At 72.8% G+C, this 25,172-nt stretch carries 21 protein-coding genes; 9 read left to right on the forward strand and 12 right to left on the reverse strand.

Going from position 1 to position 25,172, the window contains the following annotated elements; translation table 11 throughout:
- Positions 1-37 precede the first annotated feature (37 nt).
- From GA0070621_RS17720 to GA0070621_RS17735, 4 genes are read right to left on the reverse strand one after another with little or no spacing between them, the layout of a single operon-like run.
- The gene (locus GA0070621_RS17720) at positions 38-1,519 is read right to left on the reverse strand and encodes a 2-hydroxymuconic semialdehyde dehydrogenase (protein ID WP_091197159.1); all 1,482 of its coding nucleotides are present in this window, start codon (positions 1,517-1,519) and stop codon (positions 38-40) included.
- A 20-nt stretch (positions 1,520-1,539) separates the two neighbouring features.
- Positions 1,540-2,874 carry an FAD-dependent oxidoreductase gene (locus GA0070621_RS17725; protein WP_091197161.1) on the reverse strand — a complete coding sequence of 445 codons (1,335 nt, stop codon included), beginning with the start codon at positions 2,872-2,874 and terminating at the stop codon, positions 1,540-1,542.
- A complete protein-coding gene (gene kynU, locus GA0070621_RS17730; protein WP_091197163.1) occupies positions 2,871-4,151 on the reverse strand; it encodes a kynureninase in 1,281 nt (426 codons plus the stop codon). Before kynU ends, GA0070621_RS17725 begins: the two co-directional genes overlap by 4 nt.
- 14 nt (positions 4,152-4,165) lie before the next feature.
- On the reverse strand, positions 4,166-5,050 hold the full coding sequence (locus GA0070621_RS17735; RefSeq protein ID WP_091197165.1) for a tryptophan 2,3-dioxygenase: 885 nt from the start codon (positions 5,048-5,050) through the stop codon (positions 4,166-4,168).
- A 140-nt stretch (positions 5,051-5,190) separates the two neighbouring features.
- On the opposite strand from GA0070621_RS17735, the gene GA0070621_RS17740 reads away from it, so the two are divergent.
- The 3 genes from GA0070621_RS17740 to GA0070621_RS17750 all read left to right on the forward strand — a co-directional run bounded on the left by GA0070621_RS17740 (position 5,191) and on the right by GA0070621_RS17750 (position 7,516).
- Positions 5,191-5,661 carry an Lrp/AsnC family transcriptional regulator gene (locus GA0070621_RS17740; protein WP_091197168.1) on the forward strand — a complete coding sequence of 157 codons (471 nt, stop codon included), beginning with the start codon at positions 5,191-5,193 and terminating at the stop codon, positions 5,659-5,661.
- A gap of 194 nt (positions 5,662-5,855) precedes the next feature.
- On the forward strand, positions 5,856-6,320 hold the full coding sequence (locus GA0070621_RS17745; RefSeq protein WP_407940351.1) for a hypothetical protein: 465 nt from the start codon (positions 5,856-5,858) through the stop codon (positions 6,318-6,320).
- 332 nt (positions 6,321-6,652) lie between these two features.
- Entirely contained in the window at positions 6,653-7,516 is an 864-nt protein-coding gene (locus GA0070621_RS17750) for a class F sortase (protein WP_407940352.1), read from the forward strand.
- A gap of 9 nt (positions 7,517-7,525) precedes the next feature.
- Here GA0070621_RS17750 and GA0070621_RS17755 read toward each other — a convergent pair whose 3' ends face one another.
- Entirely contained in the window at positions 7,526-8,065 is a 540-nt protein-coding gene (locus GA0070621_RS17755; protein ID WP_091202572.1) for an HNH endonuclease, read from the reverse strand.
- A 304-nt stretch (positions 8,066-8,369) separates the two neighbouring features.
- Between GA0070621_RS17755 and GA0070621_RS17760 the strand changes: the two genes are divergently transcribed.
- The 3 genes from GA0070621_RS17760 to GA0070621_RS17770 all read left to right on the forward strand — a co-directional run bounded on the left by GA0070621_RS17760 (position 8,370) and on the right by GA0070621_RS17770 (position 11,479).
- Complete coding sequence (locus GA0070621_RS17760) at positions 8,370-9,392, forward strand: mechanosensitive ion channel family protein (protein WP_197674077.1); 1,023 nt, start codon at positions 8,370-8,372, stop codon at positions 9,390-9,392.
- A 253-nt stretch (positions 9,393-9,645) separates the two neighbouring features.
- Positions 9,646-11,010 carry an MFS transporter gene (locus tag GA0070621_RS17765; protein ID WP_091197176.1) on the forward strand — a complete coding sequence of 455 codons (1,365 nt, stop codon included), beginning with the start codon at positions 9,646-9,648 and terminating at the stop codon, positions 11,008-11,010.
- Positions 11,011-11,089: 79 nt separating this feature from the next.
- Positions 11,090-11,479: a globin gene (locus GA0070621_RS17770; protein WP_091197178.1), complete on the forward strand. Its 390-nt coding sequence runs from the start codon at positions 11,090-11,092 to the stop codon at positions 11,477-11,479.
- A gap of 51 nt (positions 11,480-11,530) precedes the next feature.
- Here the strand turns inward: GA0070621_RS17770 and GA0070621_RS17775 are convergent, their stop codons facing one another.
- From GA0070621_RS17775 to ettA, 4 genes are all read right to left on the reverse strand, one after another.
- Positions 11,531-12,115 carry a type III secretion system chaperone family protein gene (locus GA0070621_RS17775; RefSeq protein WP_091197181.1) on the reverse strand — a complete coding sequence of 195 codons (585 nt, stop codon included), beginning with the start codon at positions 12,113-12,115 and terminating at the stop codon, positions 11,531-11,533.
- A gap of 131 nt (positions 12,116-12,246) precedes the next feature.
- A complete protein-coding gene (locus GA0070621_RS17780) occupies positions 12,247-12,906 on the reverse strand; it encodes a hypothetical protein (RefSeq protein ID WP_091197184.1) in 660 nt (219 codons plus the stop codon).
- Positions 12,903-13,346, reverse strand: coding sequence for an acyl-CoA thioesterase (locus GA0070621_RS17785; protein ID WP_091197187.1), 444 nt, complete (start codon positions 13,344-13,346; stop codon positions 12,903-12,905). The genes GA0070621_RS17780 and GA0070621_RS17785 overlap by 4 nt, the downstream gene beginning before the upstream one ends.
- A gap of 13 nt (positions 13,347-13,359) precedes the next feature.
- The gene (gene ettA, locus GA0070621_RS17790; RefSeq protein WP_091197189.1) at positions 13,360-15,036 is read right to left on the reverse strand and encodes an energy-dependent translational throttle protein EttA; all 1,677 of its coding nucleotides are present in this window, start codon (positions 15,034-15,036) and stop codon (positions 13,360-13,362) included.
- A 317-nt stretch (positions 15,037-15,353) separates the two neighbouring features.
- Between ettA and GA0070621_RS17795 the strand changes: the two genes are divergently transcribed.
- Together GA0070621_RS17795 and otsB are read left to right on the forward strand one after the other, a co-directional pair.
- A complete protein-coding gene (locus GA0070621_RS17795) occupies positions 15,354-16,754 on the forward strand; it encodes an alpha,alpha-trehalose-phosphate synthase (UDP-forming) (RefSeq protein ID WP_091197192.1) in 1,401 nt (466 codons plus the stop codon).
- Entirely contained in the window at positions 16,751-19,351 is a 2,601-nt protein-coding gene (otsB, locus tag GA0070621_RS17800) for a trehalose-phosphatase (RefSeq protein WP_091197194.1), read from the forward strand. The genes GA0070621_RS17795 and otsB overlap by 4 nt, the downstream gene beginning before the upstream one ends.
- 72 nt (positions 19,352-19,423) lie before the next feature.
- On the opposite strand, the gene cobA is transcribed toward otsB, so the two are convergent.
- The 3 genes from cobA to cobC all read right to left on the reverse strand — a co-directional run bounded on the left by cobA (position 19,424) and on the right by cobC (position 22,879).
- Positions 19,424-20,638, reverse strand: coding sequence for a uroporphyrinogen-III C-methyltransferase (gene cobA, locus GA0070621_RS17805; RefSeq protein WP_091197197.1), 1,215 nt, complete (start codon positions 20,636-20,638; stop codon positions 19,424-19,426).
- Between the two features lie 67 nt (positions 20,639-20,705).
- Positions 20,706-21,782 carry a nicotinate-nucleotide--dimethylbenzimidazole phosphoribosyltransferase gene (gene cobT / locus GA0070621_RS17810; protein ID WP_091197199.1) on the reverse strand — a complete coding sequence of 359 codons (1,077 nt, stop codon included), beginning with the start codon at positions 21,780-21,782 and terminating at the stop codon, positions 20,706-20,708.
- On the reverse strand, positions 21,782-22,879 hold the full coding sequence (cobC, locus tag GA0070621_RS17815) for an Rv2231c family pyridoxal phosphate-dependent protein CobC (RefSeq protein WP_091197202.1): 1,098 nt from the start codon (positions 22,877-22,879) through the stop codon (positions 21,782-21,784). The genes cobT and cobC overlap by 1 nt, the downstream gene beginning before the upstream one ends.
- Before the next feature lie 133 nt (positions 22,880-23,012).
- On the opposite strand from cobC, the gene GA0070621_RS17820 reads away from it, so the two are divergent.
- On the forward strand, positions 23,013-25,148 hold the full coding sequence (locus GA0070621_RS17820) for a transglycosylase domain-containing protein (protein WP_091197208.1): 2,136 nt from the start codon (positions 23,013-23,015) through the stop codon (positions 25,146-25,148).
- The last annotated feature ends 24 nt before the right edge of the window (positions 25,149-25,172 follow it).

The following is a 25,172-nucleotide window of genomic DNA, read 5'->3' on the forward strand; positions in this document are numbered from 1 at the left end:
TCCCGTGCATTCTGCCGGCCGCGCGCCTGTCCCCCGCTCATGAGAGGTCCACGCAGACGTTGGTCAGCTCGGAGTAGAAGTCGAGCGAGTGCACCCCACCCTCCCGGCCGATGCCGGACGCCTTCACCCCGCCGAACGGGGTACGCAGGTCGCGCAGGAACCAGGTGTTCACCCAGACGATGCCGGCGTCCAGCCGCGACCCGGCCCGGTGCGCCCGGCCCACGTCCCGGGTCCAGACCGTCGCCGCCAGGCCGTAGTCGGTCCCGTTGGCCAGCGCGTACGCCTCGTCCTCGGTGTCGAACGGGGCGACGTGGACCACCGGGCCGAAGATCTCCTCCCGGTTGGTCCGGGCGTCCGGCCCGAGCCCGGTCAGCACCGTCGGCCGCACGTACGCGCCACCGTCGCGGGCGTCGCCGAAGCGCGGCACCCCACCACCGGCGCGCACCTCGGCGCCCTCGGCCCGGGCCAGCTCGTAGTGGCCGAGCACCTTGTCCCGATGGGTGTGCGAGATCAGCGGCATGTTGACCGTCGCCTCGTCGGCCGGCCAGCCGTACGCCAGTTCGTCGGCGCGCTCGGCCAGCCGGGCGGTGAACTCCTCGAAGACCGGCCGCTGCACGTAGATCCGCTCGGTACAGAGGCAGACCTGACCGCCGTTGGTGAAGCTGGACCGGACCGAGCCGGCCACCGCCGCGTCCAGGTCGGCGTCGGCGAAGACCAGCCCGGCGTTCTTGCCGCCCAGCTCGAAGCTGACCGCCTTCACCCCGTCCGCGGCGGCCCGCATGATGGCGCTGCCGGTGGCCGACTCCCCGGTGAAGGTGATCGCGTCGACGCCGGGGTGCCGGGTGAGGAACTCGCCGGCCGAGTCGGGCCCGAAGCCGTGCACCAGGTTGAACACGCCCTCCGGCACGCCGGCGGCGGCCATCACCTCGGCGAGCAGGGTGGCCGAGGCGGGAGTCTCCTCGCTGGGCTTCACGATCACCGCGTTGCCGCAGGCCAGGGCGGGGGCGACCTTCCAGGTGAGCAGGAGCAGCGGCAGGTTCCACGGCACGATCACCGCGACCACGCCGACCGGCTTGCGGACCGCGTAGTTCAGCGCCCGGCCGCCGGTCGGGGTGACCGTGGTGAAGGACTCGGTCGGGGCGGTCGCCACGATCTCGGCGAACGCCCGGAAGTTGGCCGCGCCGCGCGGAATGTCCAGCGTACGGGCCTGGGAGATGGCCTTGCCGGTGTCGGCGACCTCGGCGGCGACCAGGTCGTCGAAGCGCCGTTCCAGCTCGTCGGCGACCCGGCGGAGCACCTCGGCGCGTTCCCGCTCCCCCATCCGGCCCCACGGCCCGCGCAGCGCCGCCCGGGCGGCGGCCACCGCGTCGTCCACCGTGGACGCGTCGGCCTCGACCACCTCGAAGACCGGCTCGCCGGTCACCGGGCTGCGCTTGGTGAACCGCCGCCCGGCGTCGACGAACTCACCGCCGACGAAGTTGCGCAGCAGGCCCGGCCCGTCCGGCGCGTACCCGGCCATCAGCCGGGGATCCCAGAGTGTCATCGCCGCCTCCCCCGGCCGAGCGAGATCGCCGCGCCGGCCAGCAACGCCACGGCGCCGGCCGCCACCGCGCCCAGCACCTGGTACTGCCGGCGCACCCGGCGGCGCACCTGCGCGTACGGGGTGGTGGAGAAGGAGACCAACTCGTACTGCGACACGTACCGGCCGGGCAGGGCCCGCTCCAGGGCGTGCTCGATCTTCTTACGGGTCTGGAACACCGGGGACGCGACCTTGTCCCGCATCTCCACGAAGTTGGCCAGCGCCATCCGGGCGATCGCCTCGGCGTTGGCCTGCCGCCGGTGCTGGTACAGCGGCAACGCCGCCGCCCAGTCGTCGCCGCACTCGTCCAGGCAGCGGTCCAGCTCGACCACGTCCTCGAACGCGCAGTTCGCGCCCTGGCCGTAGAACGGCACGATGGCGTGCGCCGCGTCGCCGAGCAGGCCGACCCTGCCGGCCACCTGCCACGGGGCGCAGCGGACCGTGCCGAGCACCCCGACCGGGTTGTGCTGGTAGTCGTCGACCAGGTTCGGGGCGAGCGGGATCAGGTCCGGGTAGTGGGTGGCGAAGTAGCGCTCGACGGCGGCCGGGCTGCCCAGCGACGCGAAGCTCGCGGTGCCGTGGGTGGGCCAGAAGAGCGTGCAGGTGAACGACCGGTCCGGGTTGGGCAGCGCGATCATCATCGAGGTGCCGCGCGGCCAGATGTGCAGGGCGCCCGGATTCAGGGCGAAGTCGCCGCCGAGCGGCGGGATGGTGAGTTCCTTGTAGCCGTAGTCGAGGAAGTCCAGGCTCTCGGTCAGCGCGCCGTACCCGAGGAGTTGCCCGCGCACGGCGGAGCCGGCGCCGTCGGCGCCGAGGACGACCGACGCGGTGGCGGTGACCTTGCCCTGCGGGGTCTCGAAGGTCATCTCGCCGGTGGTCGGGTCGAGCCCGACGAGCCGGTGGTCGAAGGCGATCCGTACGCCCGGCAGCGCGGCGGCGGCGTTCAGCAGCGCGTTGTTCAGCGCGCCCCGGCTGATCGAGTTGATCGCCCGGTCGCCGGCGCTGCTGTACGACTGGAACTGCGGCTCCCCCTCGACCGGGTGGATCATCCGGCCGCGCATCGGCAACGCGTCCGCCATCACCTGCCGATCCAGCCCGATCCGGCGCAACGCGTCGAGGCCACGCTCGGAGAGCGCCAGGTTGATCGAGCGGCCCCGCTCCACCCGCCCGGTACGCGGGTCCGGTCGCCGCTCGTAGAGGGCCACCGGGTAGCCGCGCCGGGCCAGGTAGCAGGCCAGCAGGCAGCCGGCCAGCCCGGCCCCGACGACGGCGATCTCGTCGCGCTCCGTACTCATGAGGTGGCCTCCACGGTCGCGGCCAGCGCGTCGGCGACCCGCCAGCAGTCGTGGTACGTCGAGTAGAGCGGCACCGGGGCGAACCGGACGACGTCCGGCTCGCGCGCGTCGGCGATCACGCCGTGCTCGTGCCGCAGCCGCTTGGTCAGCTCGTTCGCGCTGCCCACCCCGATGCGGACGGAGAGCTGGCAGCCCCGACGGGCCGGGTCGCGCGGGGTGACCACGGTCAGCGGCCGGTCGGCGGTCACCTCGTCCAGCAGCCGCTCCAGGTAGCCGGTGAGCCGCAGGCTGCGCTCCCGCAGCGCCGGCATGCCGACCGAGTCGAACAGTTCCAGCGAGGTACGCACCGGACCCATCGCGAAGATCGGCGGGTTGGAGATCTGCCACGCCTCGACGGTGGCCGGCGGCCGGGAGACCGGGGTCATCTCGAACCGGGTCGCCGCCTCGGTGCTCCACCAGCCCTCGAAGCGGGGCAGGGCGGGGTCGCCGAGGTGCCGCTCGTGGACGAAGACGCCCGCGAGGGCGCCCGGACCGGAGTTGAGGTACTTGTACGAGCACCAGGCGGCGAAGTCGACGTCCCAGTCGTGCAGGGCGAGGGGCACGTTGCCGACCGCGTGCGCCAGGTCCCAGCCGACCACCGCGCCGGCGGCCCGCCCGGCGGCGGTGATCGCCGGGATGTCCATCAGCTCGCCGGTCAGGTAGTTGACCCCGCCGAGCAGCAGCAGCGCGACCGTGTGCCCCTCGGCGCCGAGGAAGTCGAGGACGTCCCGCGTACGCAGGGTGTCCTCGCCCGGGCGCGGCTTGAGCCGTACCACCGTGGCGTCCGGGTCGAGACCGTGGAAGCGGGCCTGGCTGCGCACGGCGTAGCTGTCCGAGGGAAAGGCGCTGTCCTCGATGACGATCCGGGTCCGCTCGCCGGCCGGCCGGTAGAAGCTCACCATCAACAGGTGCAGGTTGACCGTGAGGGAGTTCATCACCACGGTCTCCGCGGGGAGCGCGCCGACCAGTCGCGCGGCCGGCGCGGTCAGCAGTTCGTGGTACGGCAGCCAGGGGCGTTCCGCCTCCAGGTGCCCCTCCACGCCCAGCCGCTGCCAGGCGTCCAGGTCGGCGAGGAGTTCGTCCCGGGTGGCCCGGGGTTGCAGACCCAACGAGTTGCCGGCCAGGTACGCCACCTCGGGGTAGCGCCCGCCCTCGGCGGGGGGCACGTGGAACAGGTGCCGGTGTCCGGGGTCGACGGAGTCGAGGCGGTGGGCCTCGGCTTCTTCGGGGGTGTGCATCTCTCGCTCTCCGCTCACATCGCGGTCCGGGCGGACCACAGTTCGGGGAAGACCACCCGGGCCATGCTGCGCTGCAACCAGGCCAGCCCGGCGGAGCCGCCGCTGCCGACCTTGGCGCCCATGGTGCGCTGCACCGCCTTGACGTGGTGCCAGCGCCAGTCGGCGAACCGCTCGGCCACCTCGGTCAGCGCCTCGCCCAGCAGCCGCAGGTGGTTGTCCGGGCCGCCGTCGGCGTAGATCCGTACCCAGGCCGCCTCGACCGCCGGATGCGACTCGTGCTCGGTCGTCACGTCCCGGTCGAGCAGTTCGGCGGGGAGGTCGAAGCCCCGCCGGGCGAGCAGGGCCGTCACGTCGTCCCAGAGGCTCGGTGCGGCGAGGGCCGCGGTCAGCTCCGCGTACACCTCGGTCTGCCGGCGGAACGGACGGATCAGCGCCGGGTCGCGGAGGCCGAGCAGGAACTCGAGGTGGCGGTACATCGCGGACTGGAAGCCGGAGCCCTCACCGAGCCGGTCACGGAAGCGGTTGAAGTCGGCCGGGGTCATCCAGCGCAGCCCCTGCCAGGCGGCGTTGAGCCCCTCCAGGTGCAGGGCCGCCCGGCGCAGCGGGGGAAGCGCCTCCCAGATCCGGTCCGCCCGCAGCTCCCGCTGGGCGTGCCGCAGCTCGTGGCAGGTCAGCCCGAAGTACAGCTCCATGATCTGGCTGACCATCAGGAAGGACATCTCGCCCGGATCGTCGCTGAGCGGCTGCTGTAGGCGGTGCAGCGTGCTCGCCCGCACGTACGCGTCGTAGGGCACCCGGTCGGCGAACTCCAGCGTCGGTTCGCCGCCGTTGCGTGCCGCCCGGGCCGCCCGCTGACGCGGGGTCGCCGGACGTACCGCCGCCGTCTGTTTCACCGTCATCTCCCTCCGAACGCCGGGTAGACGACATGATCCCGCCAGTGGATCCGCCGACGGAATGCCTGTTCAACGGCGGTACGGTGGTTCGACCTGCCGGTCGGAAGGCCGCCGGGCCGACGGGTTCACGAACGAAAGGTCACGCAGTGGACGACATGGACTGGGCACTGCTGCGCGAGCTTCAGGCCGACGCCCGGCTCTCGTTCAGCGAGCTGTCCCGCCGGGTGCACCTGTCGCCGCCGGCGGTGGCCGAGCGGGTCCGCCGGCTGGAGGAGTCCGGCGTGATCACCGGTTACCACGCACACGTGGACCTGACCCGCGCCGGGCGGACCGTGGTCGCTCTGATCCGGATGTCCTGCTACGGCTCGCGGTGCATCCTCAACGACCCGGCGGTGGCGGGCTGGCCGGAGATCATGGAGATCCACCGGATCACCGGCGACGCGTGCAGCATGCTGAAGGTGGCGGCGGGCTCGATCGACGAGTTCGAGGCCGTCATCGACCGGCTCGCCCCGTACGGCCAGCCGTCCAGCACGATGGTCCTCTCCACCCCGCTGGACTGGCACCCGGTCACCCCGCGCCCGCCCGCCGGCCCCACCCCGCCCGCCCGCCGCCGCTGAGGCGCGGGGAAGTCTGCCCGTCAACGCCGCGCCGCCCCGTTATCACCGCACGCCGAGGGGCGTCCCGGGTTTGCCGGGAGGGAAGGGGGAAAGCAGGGCCTGCTGCCCGTCAGCAGGATTCCGGTGCACCGCGCCGGGAGGGGGGAATCATGCGAGGGCCCGTGTCACACCGCGCCCTGTCGGCCGTCCTGGGGATGCTCGGACTGGTCGCGATGTTCGTCCTGATCACCGTAACCCCGGCCCGGGCCGGGGAGAACGTCTTCGTCGAGGTCACGCCGAATCCCGCGCAGGCGGGTACCCGGGTGAGCATCCGGGCCGGTTGCGACAACGCGAACAACCGGCAGGCCGAGGTGAACTCGGACGCCTTCGGGCGGGTGATGCTCCGCCCGGACAACGGTTTCCTCACCGGACAGGTGACCATCCCCGGCAACAAACAGGCCGGTGACTTCCCGGTCGACCTGCGCTGCTCGAACGGGAACACCGCGTCGACCGTGCTCACGGTGCTGAACATGGCCCAGCCGAGCAAGGGCCCGGCCACCGGCGGTGGCGGTACCGCGGGCGGTCGGGGCGTGGGCTCCCTGCTGCTGGTCGGCGGCCTGGTGGCGGTGGCGGTGGTGGCCGGCGTCGGTGCCCGGCGCAAGACCGGGCCACGCGTCTGACGGGGGTACGGCCGATGGCGCGCGCACCGACCCGAGCCGGTCGCCGGCCGGACCACCCCGGCGACAGCCGCACCAACCGGACCCGCGGCGGAGACCGCATGATCCGGCCCCGCGGCGGAGACCACACGGTCCGGCTCCACGGCGACGGCCACCGACCGGACCACCGGACCGTCGGGAACGGCGACAGCACCCGCGTCCACGGCGACGGCCACCGCCCGGATCAGCAGGCCGCCGCGAACCGCGACGGCGTTCGCACCAGCCAGATCCACGGCGACGGCCACCGGCCGAACCGCCGGACCGCCGGAAACCGGGACGACGACCGCTCGACCCGGATCCGCCAGGACGGCCGACGCGGGTCCGGAAACCACGCCGCGAACCGTGCCGGCGGCTCAGATGCCCGGCGCGGCCGGACCGGCGGCCGGCTCCGGACGGCGCTCCGGCTGGCGGCCCGGGCGTCCCGCCGGCTCGTCCGCGCGGCGGGCCACGCCTCCACGGCCAGCGTCGCCACGACCGGCTCCCCGGCCCGCCCGGTGCCGGTGCGGCCCACCCGGGCCACCGCCCGCTGGAGGTACGCCGCCCGGCGCGGTCCGGGCGCCCCGGTGGTGGTGATCGCCACGCTGATGGTGCTGATCATGTCGATGCTCGGCGTCGAACGGGTGACCGGCGTCACCGTGCTGCCCGACCGGCTCTTCGCCGGCATCCGGCCCCCGCCGAAGCGGTTCCCGGTGCTGCCGGCGAGCCCGCCGACGGACATCACGATCAGCAAACTGGACCTGCGGGCGCCGGTGCACCGGGTCGGCATCGCCCGGGACGGCACCATCGCCGTACCGGAGATCGAGAAGGCCGGCGAGGCCGGCTGGTACGACCAGGGGCCGACCCCCGGGCAGTACGGGCCGGCGGTGATCGTCGGCCACGTCGACACCACCACCGGGCCGGCCGTCTTCCACGACCTGAAGCGGCTGGGCGACGGCGACCGGGTCGAGGTGACCCGCGAGGACCACTCGGTCGCCGTCTTCGAGGTCACCTCGGTGCAGCGGTACGACAAGGAGCGACTGCCGGCGGACGAGATCTTCGGCGACTTCAGTCGGCCGAACCTGCGCCTGATCACCTGCGGTGGCCGGTGGGTGGGCGGTGCCACCGGCTACGCCGACAACCTGGTGGTCTACGCGTCGCTGGTCGACTCCCGCGGCCCGTGAGCCCCGTCCTCAGGCCGCCTCGGGCTCCGGCTCGCGCAGGTCCAGCCAGTCCACCCAGCGCGGATCCGGCGCGCGGTGGCCGAGCACCCGCCACGCCGTCCCCTTCGGGGCGGCCGGCAGGCTGTGCAGCCGCCAGCCCAGCTCGGCCGGGGTCTTGTCGCCTTTGGTGTGGTTGCAGCGGGCGCACGCGGCGACCACGTTCTCCCAGTCGTGCCGGCCGCCCCGGCTGCGCGGAAAAACGTGGTCGATGGTCTCCGCCGGCCCCCGGCAGTAGGCGCAGCGCCAGCCGTCCCGGGCGAAGATCGCCCGGCGGGAGAGCCCGACGTGGGTGCGGTAGGGAACGCGGACGTAGCGGGTGAGCCGGACCACCGAGGGAACCGGGAGCGCGTTGCGGGCGCTGTGCAGGATGCCCTCGCCGTCGGCGACGCAGACGGCCTTGGCCGAGAGCACGAGGATCGCGGCGCGACGCACCGACACGACACACAGCGGCTCGTAGGTGGCGTTGAGAACCAGTGCACCGGAGCCCGCCGTGGGTCGTATGTCAGGCATCGTGCTCACCCTCCCGGTCCAGCCGCTCCTGCCGCCATCGCGCCGGGACGCGCCCCGCGGGCAGCAGGGAACCGCACCGGCACCGGCCGGATCACCGACGTCCGCTGCGCCAATCGTCCCTGATCGGGCCCCGGATTGCACGTACTAATCCGGGGTACCCACGGGAAGGGTTTCCGACTGTGCCACGATGACCGGTTCCGCACCGGATGGTCGGCTGCCCGTGTTGTGTGCCGTCGGTGGGTGGGGCAACAGCCGGCGCCCGGTGGCCTTGCGGTACGAAAGCAGGGTGAGTGCCACCGATCTGATGCTGCACGCCCTGGCCGCCGTCGACCCGCCGTCGCCCGAGTGCCAGGCCGACCCGTGGTGCAAGAACGTCTACGACCTGACCCACTCGGCGTGGTTCGCCGAGGGCAGCTACTGGATCGTGCTGAAGCCACTGCGGGTCATCCTGATCCTGTTGCTGGCCTTCGCCGCCCGCTGGGCGCTGCACCGGATGATCAACAGGCTGGTCCGGACCACCACCGAGGGCTCGATGCCCACCCTGCTCAAGCCGCTGCGGGAACGGATCCCCAGCGCCGCCGTGAACCCGGAGCAGTTCGTGCCGGAGCGCCGGCGCCAGCGCGCCGAGGCGATCGGATCCGTGCTGCGCAGCATGGTCACCGCGTTCATCTTCGGCATCGCGCTGCTGATGGTGCTGAAGGAGTTCAGCTTCGACCTGGCCCCGCTGCTGGCCAGCGCCGGCATCGCCGGTGTGGCCCTCGGCTTCGGCGCGCAGAGCCTGGTCAAGGACCTGATCGCCGGCCTGTTCATGCTGATCGAGGACCAGTACGGCGTCGGCGACAACGTCGACCTGGGCCAGGCGACCGGCGTGGTGGAGGCGGTGGGCCTGCGGGTCACCACCATCCGCGACGGCCGCGGGGTGCTCTGGTACATCCGGAACGGCGAGATCGTCCGGGTCGGCAACAAGAGCCAGGGCTGGGCCCTGGTGGTGGTGGACCTGCCGATCGGCTTCGCCAGCACCGAGGAGGCCACCGCGGTGCTGCGTACGGCGGCGGCCTCGGTGGCGGTGGATCCCGAGCTGACGTCCGAGATCGTCGAGGAGCCGGAGGTGCTCGGCGTCGAACAGATCACGGTGGACGGCGCGGTGATCCGTACGGTGGTCAAGACGACCGCGGACGGGCAGTTCGCGGTCGGCCGGGAACTGCGCCGCCGGCTGGCGGAGGCACTGGAGAACTCCGGCATCACCGCCCAGATCGCGGCGGCGCGGCTCTATCCGGGAATGCCGAACCCCGCCTCGGGCGAGACGGGTGCGGGGGGACCGACCTGAGTCGGGGTACGGCCCACCCGGTCAGGCCGGGGAGCCGATTTCAGGGGTCGCGCGCCAGCCGACCCCTCGGGTATCGTCCGTTCGTTCAGTCGGAGATACGACGATCAACCCGTTCAGCCTAGCCAGTTGGCGGACGATCGGGCAGAATCCGGTGAACACGCTCCCATGGGGAGCGTGCTCGTGTCCTCGCTGATCCGTAGATCTGACGAAGGTTTCCGGTCGGGCCACCACGAGTGGGCGGCCCCCGGGAACGATGGAGGCGACGGTGTCCGACGAGCGACCCGCCCAGGAGGGCCCGGCCACCTTTCGCGATGTCTTCAGCCAGGCGGAGTTCCGCGCCCTCTTCACGGCCAACGCTCTGTCCTGGATCGGCGACTACATCGCCAAGGCCGCGGTCACCGTCCTGGTCTACCGGGAGACCCAGTCGGTGGCGCTCTCCGCCGCCGCCTTCGCGGCCAGCTACCTGCCCTGGCTGGTCGGCGGGCCGTTGCTCTCCGCGCTCGCCGATCGGCACCGTTACCGGCATGTGATGGTCGCCTGCGACCTGGTCCGAATGGCGATGATGGCGCTGGTGGCCGTGCCCGGGATACCCCCCTGGGCCATCCTCGCCCTGATCTTCGCCGCCACGCTGGCCAATCCGCCCAGCCAGGCCGCCCGCTCCGCGCTGATGCCGCACATCCTCGCCGGTGACCGGCTGGTGGTGGGCCTGTCGCTCAGCACGAGCAGCGGCCAGGCCGCCCAGATCGTGGGTTACCTGGTCGGCGCGGCCATCGCCGCGGCCAGCCCGGCCGCCGCCCTGCTGATCAACGCGGCCACCTTCGCCCTGTCGGCGGCGCTGGTCCGGTTCGGGCTCCGCGACCGGCCGCCCATGATGACCGCCGCCCACCGCAGTCACCTGCTGCACGAGACCGCCGAGGGCTTCCGGATCGTCTTCGGTTGGCCGGTCCTGCGGGCCATCGCCGTGCTGGTGTTCAGCGCGATGGTCTTCTCGATCGTGCCGGAGGGCCTCGCCGCAGCGTGGGCCGCCGAGCGGAGCGGAGACCTGGACGCCGGCGTCGCCCAGGCGGTCATCATGGCCGCCAGCCCGGTCGGCTACATCATCGGCGGCCTGCTGATCGGTCGGCTCGTCGCCCCGGCCCGCCGGCTGACGCTGATCCGGCCGCTGGCGATCCTCGCCCCGGCGGTGCTGATTCCCGCGGTGCTCGACCCGCCACCGCTCATGGTGGCGCTCCTCGCGGCCGCCTGCGGCTTCGCGGCGGGCGGGTTGATGCCGGTGGCCAACGGCCTCTTCGTCCGCGCCCTGCCCGACGGCTACCGGGCCCGGGCGTTCGGCGTGATGGCCAGCGGCACGCAGATCATCCAGGGCGCGGCGGTGCTGGCCACCGGGGCGCTGGCCGAGCGGTTCGCCATCCCTCTGGTGGTGGGCGTGTGGAGCGCCGCCGGAGTGGTGCTGATGATCGTGGCGGTGACCACCTGGCCGCGTGCCGAGACGGTGGCGGCGGCCATCGAGAACGCCGCGGCCGGAGCGGCCACCGGCCGTGACCCGCACACCCCGGCCCGGACCGGCACCTCCGCCACCGTCGGCGAGCCGAGCCGGCGCCACCAGGCGGTGACCTGACTCGCTGCCGACCGGTGGGCGGCGGCCGGTCGCCGGCCGCACCTGGCAGGATGGAACGGTGAATTCCTCAGGCGAGCCGATGACCCTCTTCGAGGCGATCGGCGGCGAACCCGCCTTCCGCAAACTGGTGGACGAGTTCTACGCGGGCGTCGCCGTCGACCCGCTGCTGCGGCCGATGTACCCGGAGGAGGACCTCGGCCCGGCCGCCGACCGGCTCACCCTCTTCCTCGTGCAGTACTGGGGCGGCCCGCACACCTACTCGGAGCAGCGCGGCCACCCGCGGCTTCGGATGCGGCACGCCCCGTTCCGGATCGGCGCGGCCGAACGGGACGCCTGGCTGCGCCACATGCGCCGGGCCGTGGACCGGCTGGACCTGCCGCCGGAGGTCGCCGCCGAGCTGTGGAACTACCTGGAGCGGGCCGCGTACTTCATGGTCAACGTCATGGAGGACCCGGCCGCCGGGGTCTGACGGCGGCCGGCCACCCGGTCCGGTCGGGGCCCGGGGCCCCGACCGGCGCGATCAGAGCAGGGCGCCCTCGTCGTGCAGCCAGTCCACGAAGGTGGTGGCCACCGCCGCACCGCAGTCGAGCATCTCGACCAGCAGCGCGTCGTGGGTCCCGGCGCCGAGCGGAACCTGGAGTTCCGCGTAGATCGGGAGTTGGCCCCGCTCGGTCGGATCGCCGATGTACGCCTTGCAGAACCGGCGGGTGTGGTTCCACTCGTTGACCACCCGGTAGGCCCGGTCGGCCCAGTCGGGCGGCACCGTCGCGTGTGGACGGGCCCGCAGCACCAGGATCTCGTCGTCCGGGCCCTCCAGGGCGACCAGCACCGCGTGCCGCTCCCACATCGCCAGCAGGTTGCCGTCGCCGTCGGCCAGGTAGCGCACGTCGAGCAGGTCGAGCGCCTCACAGACCCGGCTGAGGGTGACCGGGGCGACGGTGGCCGGCATGTCCGCGATCACGGACCGTTCGGCGGCCGGCGTGTCCTCTTCCGACTGGCGGGGGGCCGGTGGTCCGACCCGGACGGTTTCCTCCACTGTGATCCCGCTTCGAGTTTCCGGGTCGCCGCCACCGGCGGAACCTGGGCGCCATGACCACCACGGCATCGCTCGCGCACCTCACTCCCCAGCGGATCCACTCGCCTACGGTGCGTTGGATCCGAGGATGGACGGTACCCGGACAGCCGGGTTGAGGCATCCCCCCAACGGCCGCCCCAGACCGGAAGAATGAGTGGGGGTCATCCGTTCGGATGAGCGATGACGGGCGTCAGGCTGAGTTCGGCAACCTTCCGCGACCAGGCCGCTCCGTACGGTCCGATCAAACCGACCCAATGGCCGGCGACGCGTACCTGAACGTCACCGGCTCCGAGGAAGCCCATCCGGACCAGACCCTGGACCAGCCGCTGCGGCACCTCCACCGGCACGTCCGGCGCGGAGTCCGGGGTGACCACGACCGCGACGTGGTCCAGCAACGCGTCCCGCAGCGCACGCTGCCCCACCGCTCGGCCCGACACACCGTGCGTGACCGCCTCGCGCAGCGTCCCGGCCGCCGCCGCGGCGATCCGGCGCACCTCCTCGGCGGGCAGCGTCTCCACCGCCCGGCTGGCCGGCGGCGGCAGCGGCCAGCGCCACCCGTCGTCCCGGCGCCGGGGCAGCGCGGCCCCGCCCGCCGCCAACTCGGCCAGCAGCTCGCCGGCGGCGACGGTGACGTCACCGGGAGCCGCCCCGGTGACCGTACGGGCCACCAGGACGCCCCACGGCAGCCGGGCCCAGAGCGTCGTACGCCCCGCCCCCGGAACGGGCCGGAGCCGGACCAGGGCGGCCGGATCCAGCCGGGCCAGCCGGGCCAGGAAGGCGCCCGCGTCGGCCACCCCGTCCAGCCCGTGTCCGGTGGTCATGCGGAGAGCCCCGGGGCGTACCGGAGCAGGAAGGCGCGTTCCTCCTCGGTGATCCGGCGGGGCCGCTGCGCGGCCAGGTCGTACGGGACCAGCACGGAGCGGGCCCGGCTGGCGAGCACCTCGCCGTCGTACAGCTCGTAGGCGACGGTGAACGAGGCGGCCCGCAGCTCCTCCACCCAGAGTTCGATCCGGACGGTGGGCGCCGCCTCCGCGCTGGCCCGGCCCAACGCGTAGTCGACCGGGCGCAGGTAGTCGACCTCGTGCCGGCGGATGACCACCCCGTCGGCGAACGAGCCCACTCCCCACGCCCGGCCGCCGGCGAACATCAACGCCACCCGTGCCTCCTCGTAGAGCGTGAGGAAGCGCGAGTTGTTGACGTGCCCGTACGCGTCCAGGTCGGACCAGCGCAGCGTGCAGTGGTAGACGAACCGGTCAGACAAGGGTCAGCACCGGTCAGTCGCGGGTGAGCTTGCGGTAGGTCACCCGGTGCGGACGGGCCGCCTCGGCGCCGAGCCGGTCGATCTTGTTCTTCTCGTACGCCTCGAAGTTGCCCTCGAACCAGAACCACTTCGCCGGGTTCTGCTCGTCGCCCTCCCAGGCCAGGATGTGCGTGGCGACCCGGTCCAGGAACATCCGGTCGTGCGAGATGACCACGGCGCAGCCGGGGAACTCCAGCAGCGCGTTCTCCAGGCTGCCGAGGGTCTCCACGTCCAGGTCGTTGGTCGGCTCGTCGAGCAGGATGACGTTGCCGCCGATCTTCAGGGTCAGCGCCAGGTTGAGCCGGTTCCGCTCGCCGCCGGAGAGCACCTTGGTCGGCTTCTGCTGGTCCGGCCCCTTGAAGCCGAACGCGGCGATGTACGCCCGGGACGGCATCTCCACCTTGCCCACCAGAAGGTGGTCCAGCCCGTCGGAGACCGTCTCCCAGACCGTCTTGTCGCCGGCCAGCCCCGCCCGGCTCTGGTCGACGTACGACAGCGAGACGGTCTCGCCGACCTTCACCGAGCCGGTGGTCGGCTCCTCCAGCCCGACGATGGTCTTGAACAGGGTGGTCTTGCCGACGCCGTTCGGCCCGATCACGCCGACGATGCCGTTACGCGGCAGCGAGAAGCTGAGGCCGTCGATCAGCACCCGCTCGCCGAAGGCCTTGGTGAGCTGGTTGACCTCGATGACCGTGCTGCCCAGGCGCGGGCCCGGCGGGATCTGGATCTCCTCGAAGTCCAGCTTGCGGGTCTGCTCCGCCGCGGTGGCCATCTCCTCGTACCGGTCGAGCCGGGCCTTGGACTTGGTCTGCCGGGCCTTGGCGTTGGAGCGGACCCACTCCAGCTCCTCGTCGAGGCGCTTCTTCATCTTGGCGTCGCGGCGCCCCTCGACGGCCATCCGGGCCGCCTTCTTCTCCAGGTAGGTGGAGTAGTTGCCCTCGTACGGGTAGGTGCGACCGCGGTCCAGCTCCAGGATCCAGTTGGCCACGTTGTCGAGGAAGTACCGGTCGTGGGTGATCGCGATGACGGTGCCGGCGTACTTGGCCAGGTGCTGCTCCAGCCACTGCACGCTCTCCGCGTCCAGGTGGTTGGTGGGCTCGTCGAGCAGCAGCAGGTCGGGCGCCTCCAGCAGCAGCTTGCACAGCGCCACCCGGCGGCGCTCACCGCCGGAGAGCATGGTGACCTCGGCGTCCGGCGGCGGGCAGCGCAGCGCGTCCATCGCCAGTTCGAGCTTGGAGTCGATGTCCCAGGCGTCGGCGTTGTCCAGCGCCTCCTGGAGCTTGCCCATCTCCTCCATCAGCTCGTCGGAGTAGTCGGTGGCCATCTGCTCGGCGATCTTGTTGAACCGCTCCAGCTTGGCCTTGGTCTCGGCGACCGCCTCCTCGACATTGCCGAGGACGGTCTTGGCGTCGTTCAGCGGCGGTTCCTGCGCGAGCATGCCGACGGTGTAGCCGGGCATCAGCCGGGCCTCACCGTTGCTCGGCTGGTCCCAGCCTGCCATGATCTTGAGGAGGCTGGACTTACCGGCGCCGTTCGGACCGACCACACCGATCTTGGCCCCCGGCAGGAAGTTCAGCGTCACGTTGTCGAGCACGACCTTGTCGCCGTGCGCCTTGCGCGCCTTTTCCAGGACATAGATGAACTGGGCCACGGTGCGGGCTACCTCCGTCGGTCACGATCGCGATCTTGCGGCGCCGGTGCGGGCCGCTCTTCCGCCCGCCACCGCCGGCCGAGAGCCGGCCGCGCGCACGTCAGCGTCAATCCTGACAGGTACGCCCCGCTCCGCCCACATCGCCCCGCCCCGGCGGCTCCGGCGAGCCGTGACGGATCGGGAATGTCAGCAAGATCACGATCAAGGTTCGGCCGTTCCGGGACGGGTAGGTAAGTCCGGCACGGGGGAACAGAGGCCGCAGCTACGCTCAGTACGCTCATCGCGGTGGACCCGTCAGCACCCGGAGGTGGCCGATCGTGACCGTCCGTAGCTCCTTTGTCGTAGTGGCGAACCGCCTACCGGTCGACGAGGTGAGCACACCCGAGGGACGGCAGTGGCGGCGCAGCCCGGGCGGGCTGGTCACCGCGCTGCACCCCGTCCTCGCCGCGCACCAGGGCACCTGGGTCGGTTGGGCCGGCGGCACCGGCGCCGCACCGGAGCCCTTCGACCTGGAGGGGATCCGCCTGCACCCGGTGCCGCTGAGCGCCGAGGAGCTGGAACGCTACTACGAGGGGCAGTCCAACGCGACGATCTGGCCGCTCTACCACGACGCGGTCGAGACGCCCGCGTACAAGCGCCGGTGGCGGGAGGCGTACCGGCTGGTCAACGCCCGGTTCGCGGAGGCCGCGGCGGACGTCGCGGCCGAGGGCGCGACGGTCTGGGTGCAGGACTACCAACTGCAGCTCGTGCCGGCGATGCTCCGCGAGCTGCGCCCGGACCTGCGGATCGGGTTCTTCCTGCACATCCCGTTCCCGCCGATCGAGCTGTTCATGCAGATGCCGTTCCGCACCGAGATCCTGCGCGGCCTGCTCGGCGCCGATCTGGTCGGTTTCCAGCAGCGGCTGGCGGCGCAGAACTTCGTCCGGCTCGCCCGGCACCTGCTCGGCCTGCGCTACGAGGGGCAGATGATCCAGGTCGACGGGCGGCAAGTCAAGGCCGGTGCGTTCCCCATCTCCATCGACACCAAGGAGATGGAGCGGATGGCCGCCGACCCGGCGATCCAGGCCCGGGCCAAGCAGATCCGCGAGGAGCTGGGCAATCCTCGGACGATCATCCTGGGCGTCGACCGACTGGACTACACCAAGGGCATCGAACTCCGGCTCAAGGCCTTCCGCGAACTTCTCGCTGACGGAAAGTTGACAGTTCCCGACGCGGTTATGGTGCAGGTCGCCACCCCGAGCCGCGAGCGCGTCGAGCACTACCAGGCACTACGGGTCAAGGTGGAACGCGAGGTTGGCCGGATTAACGGCGAATTCGGACGGGTGGGCGTGCCGGCAGTGCATTATCTGCATCAGTCGTACAGTCGCTCCGAACTCGCCGCGATGTACGTCGCGGCAGACGTGATGATGGTGACCCCGCTGCGAGACGGAATGAATCTGGTGGCCAAGGAGTACGTGGCATCGCGCGCCGACCAGGGCGGCGCGCTCGTGCTCAGTGAGTTCGCCGGCGCCGCGACAGAGCTGCGCCAGGCGTTTTTGTGTAATCCCCACGACCCCGACGCGGTCAAGGACGCGCTGCTGCGCGCCGTGCACGTCGAGAGACCGGAGGCCCGCCGGCGCATGCGGATAATGCAGCGCCACCTGCGTACCCACGACGTCGGCCACTGGGCCACGTCGTTCCTGACCGAACTCGGTGTGCCGGATGCGGAGGCCGCGTGAACACCACCGCCACCGCCACCCCGCACGCCGGGACGCTGGATCCCGAGCTGCGCGCCGCCATCGGCCGCATCGCCCGCGTACCCCAGCTCCTGGTCGCCTGCGACTACGACGGCACCCTCGCGCCGATCGTCGAGGACCCGAGCAAGGCCGTACCGCTACCCGAGTCGGTGGCCGCGATCCGGGCGCTGGCCTCGATGCCGCAGACCACCGTCGCGGTGGTCTCCGGGCGCGCGCTGCGCGACCTGGCCGCGCTCTCCCGGCTGCCCAGCGAGGTCCATCTCGTCGGCAGCCACGGCTCCGAGTTCGACATCGGCTTCGTCGAGCGGCTCTCCCCCGAGCTGATCGCCGTGCGGACCCGGCTGCGTGACGCGCTGCGCGAGATCGCCACGGCCCATCCGGGCGTACGCCTGGAGCGCAAGCCGGCCAGCGTCGCCGTGCACACCCGCGGGGTCGACCCGCAGGTCGCCGCCTCGGCCATCGAGGCGGTCCGCAACGGCCCCGCCACCTGGGCGGACGTGACGGTCACCCAGGGCAAGGAGGTCATCGAGCTGTCGGTGGTGGCCACCCACAAGGGCACCGCGGTCGACCAGCTCCGGACCCAGCTCGCGGCGAGCGCCGTGCTCTTCATCGGCGACGACGTCACCGACGAGAACGCCTTCGGCAACCTGCAGGGCCCGGACGTGGGCATCAAGATCGGCCCCGGGGACACCCAGGCCGACTACCGGGTGGCCGAGCCGATCGAGGCGGCCCGGGCGCTGGGCCTGCTGCTGGAGACCCGCCGGCACTGGCTGTTCGGCGAGCGGGCGGTGCCGATCGAGCGGCACTCGATGCTGGCCAACGGGCGGACGGTGGCGCTGGTCACCCCGGAGGCGAAGATCACCTGGCTCTGCCACCCGAAGCCGGATGCTTCGGCGATCTTCGCCGATCTGGTGGGCGGCAGTCCGGCCGGGCACTTCACCGTCGGCCCCGAGCGCGGCGGCATCCCGCTCGGCCAGCGGTACCGCAGCGGCACGATGACCGTGGAGACCCGCTGGTCGGGCCTGACCGTCACCGACTGGCTGGACCTGCCGGCGAAGGAGACCACGCCGGACGGCGCGGCGGTCGTCACCGGCGACTCGACGCTGGTCCGGCTGCTCAGCGGCACCGGCCGGGCCCGGATCGACTTCGCGCCGCGGCCCGAGTTCGGTCAGGTCGCGGTGCAACTCCAGCCGATCGACGACGGCCTGCTGGTGCTCGGCTCCAACGAGCCAATCTCGCTCTACTCGCCCGGCGTCGAGTGGGACGTCACCAGCGACGGGGTCAACGAGACGGCGAAGGCCGTGGTGGACCTCTCCGCGACGGGCGGGCAGGTGGTGCTGGAGCTGCGCTTCGGCACGCAGAGCCTGGAGCACCACCGGGTGCCGATCCACGAGCGGCAGGCCACGGCCGAGCAGCCCTGGCGGGACTGGGTGGCCGGGCTGCGCCTGCCCAGCACCGCCCGCGAACTGGTCGCCCGGAGCGCGCTCACCCTGCGCGGCCTCTGCCACGAGGCCACCGGCTCGATCCTCGCCGCGGCGACCACCTCGCTGCCCGAGGAACTGGGCGGCGTCCGCAACTGGGACTACCGCTACTGCTGGTTGCGGGACGCGGCGATGACCGCCCGGGCGCTGGTCGACCTCGGCTCGACCGAGGAGGCGGAGGGGCTGCTGCGCTGGATCGACGGCGTCGTCGAGCGCACCGGCGGGCACCCGGAGCGGCTGCACCCGCTCTACACCGTCGACGGGTACGAGTTGGGCGCCGAGGCGGTCATCGACACCCTGCCCGGCTACGCCGGCTCCCGGCCGGTCCGGGTCGGCAACCTCGCCAACCACCAGCTCCAGCTCGACGTGTTCGGCCCGGTCGCGGACCTGATCGCCGCGGTCGCGGACGCTCGCGGCTCGGTCCGCGACGACGAGTGGCGGGTGCTGGAGAACATGGTCGAGGCGGTCCGCCGCCGCTGGCACGAGCCCGACCACGGCATCTGGGAGGCGCGCCTGCCACCACGGCACCACGTCTACTCGAAGGTGATGCTGTGGATGACGGTCGACCGGGCGCTGCACGTGGTGCGGCAGCACGGCGGTGAGGACCGGCCGGAGTGGGTGGAGCTGCGCGACCGGATCGGCGCCAACGTGCTGGAGTACGGCTGGCACGCCGACGCCGAGGCGTACAGCGTCGCGTACGGGCACGAGGACATGGACGCCTCGTCGCTCTGGATCGGCCTGTCCGGGCTGCTCCCGGGGGACGACCCGCGCTTCCTGTCGACCGTGCTCAAGATCGAGGCGGACCTGCGCAGCGGCCCGGTCGTCTACCGGTACCACTGGGACGACGGCCTGCCCGGCCGGGAGGGCGGCTTCCACATCTGCACGTCGTGGCTGATCGAGGCGTACCTGCGCACCGGCCGGCGTACCGACGCGGAGGAGCTGTTCGCCCAGATGGTCGACACGGCGGGTCCGACCGGGCTGCTCCCGGAGCAGTACGACCCGCTCGCCGAGCGCGGGCTGGGCAACCACCCGCAGGCGTACAGCCACCTGGGGCTCATCCGCTGCGCCCTGCTGCTGGACAACATGCTCAAGCAGTGACCTGACCAGCACTTCGACGATGTGGCGGTGTCCGGGTGACCGGGACACCGCCACATCGGCGTATAGGGCCGATCAGACGGCGTCCAGGGTGCCGACCACGTCGCCGACCACGACGATCGCGGGTGGGCGGAGAGCGGCGGCCGTCACGTCCGCGGCCACCGCGCCCAACGTCGAACGGAGCATCCGCTGGGCGGCCGTAGTGCCCTCCTGGATCACCGCCGCCGGGGTCTGCGCCGGCCTGCCGTGCGCGACCAGGGTCGCGCTGATCGCGGCGAGGTTCTTCAGCCCCATCAGGATCACCAGGGTGCCGCGAAGGCCGGCGAGGGCGTCCCAGCGGACGAGCGAGGTCGGCGAGTCCGGCGCGACGTGCCCGGAGACCACCGTGAACTCGTGCGCCACCGCCCGGTGGGTGACCGGCACGCCGGCCACCGCGGGCACGGCGATCGCGCTCGTCACCCCGGGAACCACGGTCACCGGCACACCCGCCTCGGCGCAGGCCAGCAGCTCCTCGCCGCCCCGGCCGAAGACGTACGGGTCACCGCCCTTGAGCCGGACCACGGCCCGACCGGCCAGGGCCCGGTCCACCAGGATCCGGTTGATCTCCTCCTGGGCGCGGGACGGCCCGTACGGGATCTTCGAGGCGTCCACCAGCTCGACGTCGGGGCGCAACTCGTCGAGGAGCAACCCGGGGACGAGGCGGTCGGCGACCACCACGTCGGCCTCGGTGAGCAGCCGCCAGCCCCGTACGGTGATCAGCTCCGGGTCGCCCGGTCCCGCCCCGACCAGGGCCACCCGTCCAGGGGCGCCACCGGCCGTACCGGTGGGCAGGTCGGGGCGCGCGCTCAGCAGGTCGCGGACGGCGTCCCGGACGGTCATCGCACGGCGGGGGTCGCCACCACCGAGCACGGCGACGGTGACCGGGCCGTGCCGGGTGACCGCCGGGGTCCACGCGGTGGCCGCCACCCGGTCGTCGGCGCGTACGCAGAAGATCCGGCGCTCGGCGGCGGCGGCGCTGACCTCGGCCGCGGCGGCCGGATCGTCGACCGCCGCCTGAACCAGCCAGGCGCCGTCCAGATCGGCGGGTACGAAGCGACGCGGCTCCCAGCGCAGCCGGCCGGCGTCGGCGTGCGCCCGCAGCGCCGGGGTCAGCTCCGGCGCGACCAGCAGGACGTCCGCCCCGGCGTCGAGCAGCGCCGGCACCCGGCGGGTGGCCACCGCTCCCCCACCCACCACGACCACCCGCCGGCCGGCCAGCCGGAGCCCGAGGGGGTACGGATTCGCCGTCACGCGGCCGCCTCGCTCCGCTCGGCGGCGGCGCGACGCGCCCCGGTGCTGAGCCAACTGGTTCGCTCGCTCACTTCTCGGCCACTCCCGCCGAGTCGAAGGTGGCCACCTCGTGCAGCACCCGAACCGCGCCGGTGACGACCGGGAGGGCGAGCAGCGCGCCGGTCCCCTCGCCGAGGCGCAGACCGAGGTCGATCAGCGGGTCGAGGCCGAGGTGCCGCAGGGCGGCGGTGGCACCCGGCTCGGCGGAGCGGTGCCCGGCCACCATCGCCCCGACCGCGTCCGGCGCGAACGCGGCGGCGGCCAGCGCGCCGCTGACCGCGATCACCCCGTCCAGCAGCACCGGCACCCGGCGGGCGGCGGCGCCCAGGATCAGCCCGGCCAGCGCCGCGTGCTCCAGCCCGCCGACCGTGGCCAGCACGCCGAGCGGATCGGCCGGGTCGGGCGCGTGCCGGTCGAGCGCGGCCCGCACCACGGCGACCTTCCGGGCGTACGTCTCGTCGTCCACCCCGGTGCCCCGCCCGGTCGCCTCGGCCGGGTCGACCCCGGTGAACGCGGCCACCAGCGCGGCGGCCGGGGTGGTGTTGCCGATGCCCATGTCCCCGGTCAGCAGGATGCCCGCCCCGCCGTCGACCAGCTCCCCGGCCACCCGGATGCCGGTCTCGACCGCGGCCCGGGCCTCGTCCCGGGTGAGCGCGGCGGTGACCGTCAGGTCCCGCGTGCCGGCCCGCACGTTCGCCGCGACCAGCCGGGGGCCCGCCGGGCCGGCGGAGACCGTCGGGTCGACCGGGAGCGGGGTGGCCACGCCGACGTCGACCACGGTGACCGAGGCGCCGGCCTGCCGGGCGAACGCGTTGACCACCGCGCCGCCGGCCAGGAAGTTGCCGATCATCTGGGCGGTGACCTCCTGCGGCCACGGGGTGACGCCCTGGGCGTGCACGCCGTGGTCACCGGCGAAGATGGCCACCGCGGCCGGCTCGGGCAGCGGCGGCGGGCAGGCCCCGGCCAGCCCGGCGAGCCGTACGGAGAGGGGCTCCAGGGCGCCGAGGGAGCCGGCCGGCTTGGTCAACCGTCCCTGGAGGTCGCGGGCCGCCGCCATGGCGGTCTCGTCCAGCGGCCGGATCGCCGCGACAGTGGACTCCAACATCACTCCTCCAGGATTTCCGCCAACACCTCGACGAACGCGTCGCTCGTCGCCGGATCGCGCACCGCGATCCGCAGCCAGTCCGGGCCGAGCCCGGGGAACGTGTCGCCCCGGCGTACCGCCCAGCCGCGCTCGCGCAGCCGCTCCCGTACCGCGGCGGCACCGGGCCGGTGGAGCAGCACGAAGGCGCTGGCCGGACGGCCGACCACGCGTACGCCGGGCAGGCCGGACAGGCGGGCCACCAGGTGTTCGCGGTCGGCGGCGAGCCCGGCGGCGATGGCGCGCTCGGCGGCGACGGCGACCGGGGACGCGCAGGCGGTCGCGGCGGCGAGCGCCGGGGTGGAGACCGCCCACAGCGGCTGGGCGGCGGCGAGCCGGGCGAGCAGCGGCGCCTCGCCGAGCAGGTAGCCGACCCGCAGCCCGGCCAGCCCCCAGGTCTTGGTGAGGCTGCGGACCACCACGAGACCGGGCAGGTCGGTGCGGGCGGCCAGGGACTCCGGCTCGCCGTCGACGCCGGGGGCGCCGGTGGTGTCGGCGAACGCCTCGTCGACCACCAGCACGCGACCGGGGCGGGCCAGCGCGGCGAGCGCCTCGGCCGGGTGCAGCACGGAGGTGGGGTTGGTGGGGTTGCCGACCAGCACCAGATCGGCGTCGGCTGGCACCAGGGCCGGGTCGAGCCGGAAGTCGTCGGCCGGGTCGAGCAGCACCCGGTCGACGGCGTGCCCGGCGGCCCGCAGGGCGGCCTCCGGCTCGGTGAACTGCGGGTGCACCACCACCGGCCGCCGGGCGTCGCGCAGGGCCCGGGCGATCAGCACGAATCCCTCGGCCGCGCCGGCGGTGAGGAGTACCTCCTCCGGGGGACGCCCGTGCCGGGCGGCGACGGCGGCCCGGGCCGGGCCGGGATCCGGGTACGCGGCCAGCTCGCCCAGCGCCGCGGTCAGCGGGTCGGCCAGCCAGTCGGGCATCGGGGCGCGGCGCACGTTGACCGCCAGGTCGACCAGTCCCGGGGTCGCCTCGGCGTCCCCGTGGTGCCCGAGGTCGAACTCGGCCTCCGCCGGCTTCCCGGTCGCGGCCGGAGTCCCGGTCAGCTGAGCACGCATGTCCGCGATCCTGCCGGGAAGCCGCCGCCGGAAACAGCGGATCCCGGCGTGGGTCGCGTCACCACGGCCCGCTCCGATCGCCCGTTTATGAATTCTTCTCATTTCCGAATCGGAAATGTCATAGCTTGGCCTCGTGAGCAATCGACCCCTTGCCTCCGCTGGTCGTGCCGTTCCCCTCCTCCGCGCCGGGCTGATCGCCGGCATCGTGGTCGCCGCCGCGATGTATCCGTTGGCCGCTCTCACCGGCATCGGCGCCAAGGCCACCGCGCACGCAGTGGAGCAGAAGACGAGCATCCTGAAGACCGCGCTACCCGCCGAGACCTCGTACCTCTACGCGCCGGACGGCAAGACGGTGTTGACGATGTTCTACGAGGAGTACCGGAAGTACACCAAGATCGAGGACATGTCCCCGAACATCCAACAGGCGATCGTCGCCGCCGAGGACAACCGCTTCTACCAGCACCACGGTGTCGACCCGAAGGGCGTGGCCCGGGCCTTCGTGGCCAACTCCCGCTCCGGCGGCGTCTCCCAGGGCGCCTCGACGCTGACCATGCAGTACGTCCGGATGGCCCTGCGGGACAGCGCGAGCACGCCGAAGGAGGTCCAGGAGGCCACCCAGCAGACCAGCCTGCGCAAGGTCAAGGAGATGCGCATGGCGCTGGACATCGAGAAGGAACTCAGCAAGGAACAGATCCTGGAGCGCTACCTGAACTCGGCCTACTTCGGCCACCGGGCGTACGGGATCTACGCCGCCGCGCAGATCTTCTTCTCCAAGACCCCGGACACCCTCACCCCGGTCGAGGCGGCCACCCTGGCCGGCCTGGTGAAGTCCCCGTCGGAGTACGACCCGATCACCTCCGACCAGAAGGATGCCTTCGCCCGCCGCAACTACGTGCTCGACAACATGGCCCGGCTCGGCTACATGTCGCCCGACGCCGCCGCGAAGGCCAAGGCCGAGCCGATCCAACTGAAGTTGACCAACCCGCCGAACGACTGCGCCTCGATGCTGGACAAGTACAAGGCGACCTGGGGCTTCTACTGCGACTACCTGAAGAACTGGTGGAGTTCGCAGCCCGCGTTCGGGGAGAACCGGCTGGAACGGATGGACAAGCTGCGCCGGGGCGGCTACCGGATCGTGCTCGCCCTCGACCCGAAGATCCAGGAGGCGGCGGAGAAGAACGTGGGCGCCAAGGACGGCACGGGCAGCCCGTTCGCCAACGGCATCGTGGTCGCCGAGCCGGGCACCGGACGGATCAAGGCGATGGCGGTGAACCGGACGTATTCGCTCGACCTGAGCGAGAACCCGAACAGCTCAAATCCGGAGGCCGGCCCGAACATCAAGGCGAACTATCCGAACACCGTCGCGCCACTGCTCGGCGGGGGTTCGCTCCCCGGCTACCAGGCCGGATCGACGTTCAAGATGTTCACGATGCTCGCCGCGCTCAACTCGGGGACGAAGCTCTCCGACACCATCAACTCGCCGTTCAAGTACCAGTCGGCCATCTACGACGGGTGGGCCCCGGTCAACGCCAGCGGCGCGATGACCGGCGTACAGACCATGTGGTCCGGCTTCGGCAAGTCGGTGAACACCTTCTTCGTGCAGTTGGAGGAGAAGATCGGCGCGGAGAAGGGGGTGCGCCTGGCCGAGCAGCTCGGGCTGCGCTGGCGTACCGATGTGGACCGTGACCACGCCTCCCCGGACAATGCACACAAGTGGGGTGCGTTCACCCTGGGCGTCTCCGACGCCACCCCGCTGGAGATGGCCAACGCGTACGCCGCGGTCGCCGCCGACGGCCGGTACTGCGAGGCGATCCCGGTGCTCTCGATCCTGAACCGGGACGGCACGCCCGCCATGTACAAGACGGCCGGCGGGGTGGAGCGGGAGGTCGCCAAGCCGCGCTGCCGGCAGGTGGTCAGCGCGGACGCGGCCCGGGCCGCCACCGACGCCGCCCGCTGCCCGACCGGCGACACCCCGGCCAAGGGCGGCTGCGGCGGCTGGTCCACCGCCGACAGCGTCCGGGGTACGGTCGGCCGCCCGGTCGCCGGCAAGACGGGTACCACCGACAGCACCCGGTCGGCCTGGTTCGCCGGCTTCACCCCGGAACTGGCCGCGGCGAGCTTCATCGCCGACCCGGACAACCCGTTCAACGCGGTGGGCGACGGGTTGTCCCAGGTGCCCGTCGACGCGGTGGCGATGACCCTGCGCGACGCGCTCAAGGGCAAGCCGGTCCGCCAGTTCACCCCGCCGTCCGACCAGATCGTCGGCTGACCGTCCCGCCGGACCGCCCGGGGG

Source organism: Micromonospora narathiwatensis (assembly GCF_900089605.1).
GTDB lineage: Bacteria > Actinomycetota > Actinomycetes > Mycobacteriales > Micromonosporaceae > Micromonospora > Micromonospora narathiwatensis.

Bases quoted from the DNA above. Each gene is read 5' to 3' on its own strand.
- GA0070621_RS17725 (WP_091197161.1), bottom strand. From the start codon at position 2,874: ATGAGTACGGAGCGCGACGAGATCGCCGTCGTCGGGGCCGGGCTGGCC.
- GA0070621_RS17755 (WP_091202572.1), bottom strand. From the start codon at position 8,065: ATGCCTGACATACGACCCACGGCGGGCTCCGGTGCACTGGTTCTCAAC.
- GA0070621_RS17770 (WP_091197178.1), top strand. From the start codon at position 11,090: ATGACCCTCTTCGAGGCGATCGGCGGCGAACCCGCCTTCCGCAAACTG.
- GA0070621_RS17735 (WP_091197165.1), bottom strand. From the start codon at position 5,050: ATGACGGTGAAACAGACGGCGGCGGTACGTCCGGCGACCCCGCGTCAG.
- GA0070621_RS17760 (WP_197674077.1), top strand. From the start codon at position 8,370: ATGCTGCACGCCCTGGCCGCCGTCGACCCGCCGTCGCCCGAGTGCCAG.
- cobC (WP_091197202.1), bottom strand. From the start codon at position 22,879: ATGCGTGCTCAGCTGACCGGGACTCCGGCCGCGACCGGGAAGCCGGCG.
- GA0070621_RS17775 (WP_091197181.1), bottom strand. From the start codon at position 12,115: ATGCCGTGGTGGTCATGGCGCCCAGGTTCCGCCGGTGGCGGCGACCCG.
- kynU (WP_091197163.1), bottom strand. From the start codon at position 4,151: ATGCACACCCCCGAAGAAGCCGAGGCCCACCGCCTCGACTCCGTCGAC.
- GA0070621_RS17745 (WP_407940351.1), top strand. From the start codon at position 5,856: ATGCTCGGACTGGTCGCGATGTTCGTCCTGATCACCGTAACCCCGGCC.
- GA0070621_RS17765 (WP_091197176.1), top strand. From the start codon at position 9,646: ATGGAGGCGACGGTGTCCGACGAGCGACCCGCCCAGGAGGGCCCGGCC.
- cobT (WP_091197199.1), bottom strand. From the start codon at position 21,782: ATGTTGGAGTCCACTGTCGCGGCGATCCGGCCGCTGGACGAGACCGCC.
- GA0070621_RS17720 (WP_091197159.1), bottom strand. From the start codon at position 1,519: ATGGCCGGGTACGCGCCGGACGGGCCGGGCCTGCTGCGCAACTTCGTC.
- GA0070621_RS17780 (WP_091197184.1), bottom strand. From the start codon at position 12,906: ATGACCACCGGACACGGGCTGGACGGGGTGGCCGACGCGGGCGCCTTC.